Origin of the sequence: Kitasatospora sp. NPDC004799 (assembly GCF_040609095.1) — a bacterium.
Classification (GTDB): Bacteria; Actinomycetota; Actinomycetes; order Streptomycetales; family Streptomycetaceae; genus Kitasatospora.
The window spans coordinates 1-4,230 of the sequence record NZ_JBEXJK010000562.1 but is presented as its reverse complement, the minus strand read 5'-3'; the positions used below and the strand labels follow the sequence as shown (position 1 = coordinate 4,230).

The window sequence follows — 4,230 nt, the reverse complement described above, 5'->3', positions numbered from 1 at the left end:
GTCCGGCGGCGGCGGGCCGGGCCGGTGGTGCGGCCCGCCGCGGGCGGTGAGCCGGCCGCGCACGTTGTCGGCGGCCAGCACGTCGGCCCACCGCTCCGGGTACTCGGAGGGCACGTCGACGTCCTCGCCCTCGTCCTCGCCCCACTCCTCCTCGACGCCCTCGGCGAGCCCGAGCTCGCGGGCCCGCCGGGCCCGTTCGACGGCCCGCCGGGCGGCGACCTCGCGGACCACCGCGGCGGCCGCCTCCTCGTGGGCGCGCTCGTTCTCGGCGCGCGCGTCGGCGGTCTCCAGGGTGGGCCAGCGGCGGTCTATCGCGGCGTTCATCGCGGCGCCGATGAGCACCGCGAGCGCCACCACGAAGATCCACAGCAGCACCGCCACCGGCGCCGCCAGCGAGCCGTACACCGAGGGGCCCTCGACCGAGCTGACCAGGTAGAGCCGCAGGCCGACGCTGCAGAAGACCAGCACCACCAGGGCGACCAGGGCGCCGGGGATGTCCTCGCGCCACGGCGTCGAGACCGGGACGGCCAGGTGGTAGAGGGTGGTCAGCGAGACGATCAGCAGCACGATCGCGACCGGCCAGTAGAGGGCGCCGACCAGCCCGGCCACCCCCGGCACGGCGTTCTCCACCAGCCCCGGCCCGGCCATCAGCAGCGGCAGCACCAGCGAGCCGATCACCAGGGCGCCGAGGTAGAGGCCCAGCGACATCAGCCGGGTCTTGACGATGCCCCGCTTGCCGTCGAGCCCGTACATGACGGTGATGGTGTCGATGAAGATGTAGAGCGCTCTGGAGCCGGACCAGAGCGACAGCAGGAAGCCGATCGAGATGAGGTCCGGCCGGGTGTGGTCGAAGACCTGGCTGAGCAGCGGGACGACGACCTCGTTGACGGAGGAGTCCGACAGGACCGTCCCGGAGGCCGAGACGATGTCGTGCTTGAGCCGGTCGATGGTGCCCGCGCCGAGGAACTCGTCGAGGTAGCCGAGGGTGGCGGCCAGGCCGAGCAGCAGCGGTGGGATCGACAGCAGGGTGAAGAAGGCCGCCTCCGCGGCGAGCCCGGTGACCCGGTACTCGACGCAGGTGTTGGTGGTGTCCTTCACCAGCTCCCACGCCGTGCGGGGCCAGGTGGCCTGTTTGGCCGCGCGTCGGGAGCCCTTGCCCCTTCGCCGGGAGGGCCGCTCGGCGTTCGCTCTGCTCGTGTCGCCTGCTGCTTGCACAGGGCCAACTTATCGGGCCGGGGCCGCGCGGTTGATCTCCCCGGGGGTACGGGCGCGTGAACGGACGTCCGGGCGGGGAGCGGCGGGAACACCCGGATGTCCCACATGACGAAACCTCAGCGTCCAGCATTCGGATGTTAGTGGACCGCGAGTCCCGCGCCGTGCGAATCTCTTGCCATGCCTAGCGCCGGAACCACCCTAGTAGGTCGACTCCACGTCGATCTCCTTCGCGTGTCCAGCGCCATCTGTCCGGTGACCTGAGCCCACCCCCGCCGCACCACCGCACCCGGCGCCGATCCTCTCCGCCATCCCCGCCGCAGCGGATGCGCAGGCGCCCGCCCGGTCCCGGTCGCTGCCCTCAAGGCCTTGATGAATCCGCAGGTCAGAGCAGGACCGCACGGCCGAGCACGCTCCGCGACCCATCCGGCGCCAGCGCCACCTGCCCAGAAGGACTTCACCATGGCCACCTCTCCCGAGACCGTCGAGCCCGCGGCCGACCGCCCCGCCGAGCGCCGCCCCGCGGCGGCCCGCAAGGTGACCCGCCACCGCGGCGAGGGCCAGTGGGGCATGGGCCACTACACCCCTCTGAACGCCAACGAGCAGTTCAAGAAGGACGACGACGGTCTCAATGTGCGGACACGTATTGAGACGATCTACGCGCACCGGGGCTTCGACTCGATCGACCCGGCCGACCTGCGCGGCCGGATGCGCTGGTGGGGGCTCTACACCCAGCGCAAGGAGGGCATCGACGGCGGCAAGACCGCGATCCTGGACCCGCACGAGCTGGACGCCGAGTACTTCATGCTCCGGGTGCGCATCGACGGCGGCCGGCTGACCGTCCCCCAGCTGCGCGCGGTCGCCGAGGTCTCCGAGCAGTACGCGCGCGGCACCGCCGACCTGACCGACCGTCAGAACATCCAGTACCACTGGATCCGGATCGAGGACGTCCCGGCGATCTGGCGGAAGCTGGAGGCCGTCGGCCTGTCCACCACCGAGGCCTGCGGCGACACCCCGCGCGTCATCCTCGGCTCCCCGGTGGCCGGCATCGCCGAGGACGAGATCATCGACGGCACCCCCGCCATCGAGGAGATCCAGCGCCGCTTCATCGGCAACCCGGACTTCTCCAACCTGCCGCGCAAGTTCAAGTCCGCGGTCTCCGGCTCCCCGCTGCTGGACGTCGCGCACGAGATCAACGACATCTCCTTCGTCGGCGTGGTCCACCCCGAGCACGGGCCCGGCTTCGACCTCTGGGTCGGCGGCGGCCTGTCCACCAACCCCAAGCTGGGCGTCCGACTGGGCGCCTGGGTCCCGCTGGACGAGGTCGCCGACGTCTACGGCGGCGTCATCGGCATCTTCCGCGACTACGGCTACCGCCGCCTGCGCAACCGCGCCCGGCTGAAGTTCCTGGTCGCCGACTGGGGCGTGGAGAAGTTCCGCCAGGTGCTGGAGGAGGAGTACCTCAAGTACCGGCTGGTGGACGGCCACGCCCCCGCCGAGCCCGTCGCCCGCTGGCGCGACCACGTCGGCGTCCACCAGCAGAAGGACGGGAAGTTCTACATCGGCTTCGCGCCGCGCGTCGGCCGGGTCGACGGCAAGCTGCTCGGCCGGATCGCCGACCTCGCCGCCGCCCACGGCAGCGACCGGGTCCGCACCACCGCCGAGCAGAAGATGATCATCCTCGACATCGCCGAGGAGCACGTCGACTCCGTGGTGGCCGGCCTCGAGGAGCTCGACCTGCGGGTGACCCCCTCGCCGTTCCGCCGCGGCACCATGGCCTGCACCGGCATCGAGTACTGCAAGCTCGCCATCGTCGAGACCAAGGAGCGCGGCCGCACGCTCATCGACGAGCTGGAGCAGCGCCTGCCGGACTTCGCGGAGCCGCTGACCATCAACATCAACGGCTGCCCGAACGCCTGCGCCCGCATCCAGGTCGCCGACATCGGCCTCAAGGGGCAGCTCGTCACCGACGAGCACGGCAACCAGGTGGAGGGCTACCAGGTGCACCTCGGCGGCGCGCTCGGCCTGGAGGCCGGCTTCGGCCGCAAGGTCCGCGGCCTCAAGGTCACCAGCGCCGGCCTGCCCGACTACGTCGAGCGCGTGCTGACCCGCTACCAGGCCGACCGCACCGAGGGCGAGCGCTTCGCCCAGTGGGCGGCCCGGGCGACCGAGGAGCAGCTGTCGTGAGCGAGCGCAGAGAGCGAACCACTAGGCAGGGCGTTGTGAGCGAAGCGAACGCCGAGCGCAGCGAGGTGGGCGATGAGTGAGCGAGCCGCACCCTTCTTCTGCCCCTACTGCGGGGACGAGGACCTGCGCCCCTCCGAGGCCGGACACGGCGCCTGGGAGTGCCACGGCTGCCGTCGCGCCTTCCAGCTGAAGTTCCTCGGCCTGCTGTCACCGACCAACCACGGGGGTACACCGCATGAGCAGCACCGCGACTGACTACGCGTCGCTGGCGGAGCGGGCCGGGCGGGAGTTGGAGGAGGCGAGCGCGCAGGAGGTCCTGCGGTGGGCCGCCGACACCTTCGGCCGGCGGTTCTGCGTCACCTCCTCGATGGAGGACGCGGTGGTGGCCCACCTGGCGTCCTCGGTGCTCCCCGGCGTGGACGTGGTGTTCCTGGACACCGGCTACCACTTCGCGGAGACGATCGGGACGCGGGACGCGGTGGCGGCGACCATGCCGGTCAACGTCGTCACGCTCACCCCGCTGAAGACCGTCGCCGAACAGGACGCCGAGCACGGGCCGCGCCTGCACGACCGCGATCCGGACCTGTGCTGCGCGCTACGGAAGGTCGAGCCGCTGAACCGGGGCCTGGCCGGGTACGACGCGTGGGCGACGGGACTGCGCCGGGACGAGTCGCCGAGCCGGGCGAACACCCCGGTGGTGTCCTGGGACCCGAAGCGCCGCAAGGTCAAGCTCGCCCCGATCGCGCGGTGGACGCAGGAGGACGTGGACGCCTACGTCGCCGCGAACGGCGTGCTGCTCAACCCGCTGCTGTGGGAGGGCTACACCTCGAT

5 protein-coding genes are annotated in these 4,230 nt (G+C 71.7%); 4 read left to right on the top strand and 1 reads right to left on the bottom strand.

Going from position 1 to position 4,230, the window contains the following annotated elements:
* The coding region (locus tag ABZW03_RS38010) for a YihY/virulence factor BrkB family protein (RefSeq protein ID WP_355269027.1) at window positions 1-1,098 on the bottom strand (1,098 nt) is incomplete at its 3' end.
* A 294-nt stretch (window positions 1,099-1,392) separates the two neighbouring features.
* Between ABZW03_RS38010 and ABZW03_RS38005 the strand changes: the two genes are divergently transcribed.
* The 4 genes from ABZW03_RS38005 to ABZW03_RS37990 all read left to right on the top strand — a co-directional run.
* Window positions 1,393-1,476: a putative leader peptide gene (locus ABZW03_RS38005; protein WP_310593185.1), complete on the top strand. Its 84-nt coding sequence runs from the start codon at window positions 1,393-1,395 to the stop codon at window positions 1,474-1,476.
* A 198-nt stretch (window positions 1,477-1,674) separates the two neighbouring features.
* The gene (locus ABZW03_RS38000) at window positions 1,675-3,399 is read left to right on the top strand and encodes a nitrite/sulfite reductase (RefSeq protein ID WP_355269025.1); all 1,725 of its coding nucleotides are present in this window, start codon (window positions 1,675-1,677) and stop codon (window positions 3,397-3,399) included.
* Between the two features lie 72 nt (window positions 3,400-3,471).
* Window positions 3,472-3,654 (top strand): hypothetical protein, encoded by a 183-nt coding sequence (locus tag ABZW03_RS37995; protein ID WP_355269023.1) that lies wholly within the window; start codon window positions 3,472-3,474, stop codon window positions 3,652-3,654.
* The coding region (locus ABZW03_RS37990) for a phosphoadenylyl-sulfate reductase (RefSeq protein WP_355269021.1) at window positions 3,635-4,230 on the top strand (596 nt) is incomplete at its 3' end. The genes ABZW03_RS37995 and ABZW03_RS37990, both read left to right, overlap by 20 nt.

Coding starts and splice junctions, on each gene's coding strand:
- ABZW03_RS38005 (WP_310593185.1), top strand. CDS start 1,393: ATGCCTAGCGCCGGAACCACCCTAGTAGGTCGACTCCACGTCGATCTC.
- ABZW03_RS38000 (WP_355269025.1), top strand. CDS start 1,675: ATGGCCACCTCTCCCGAGACCGTCGAGCCCGCGGCCGACCGCCCCGCC.
- ABZW03_RS37995 (WP_355269023.1), top strand. CDS start 3,472: ATGAGTGAGCGAGCCGCACCCTTCTTCTGCCCCTACTGCGGGGACGAG.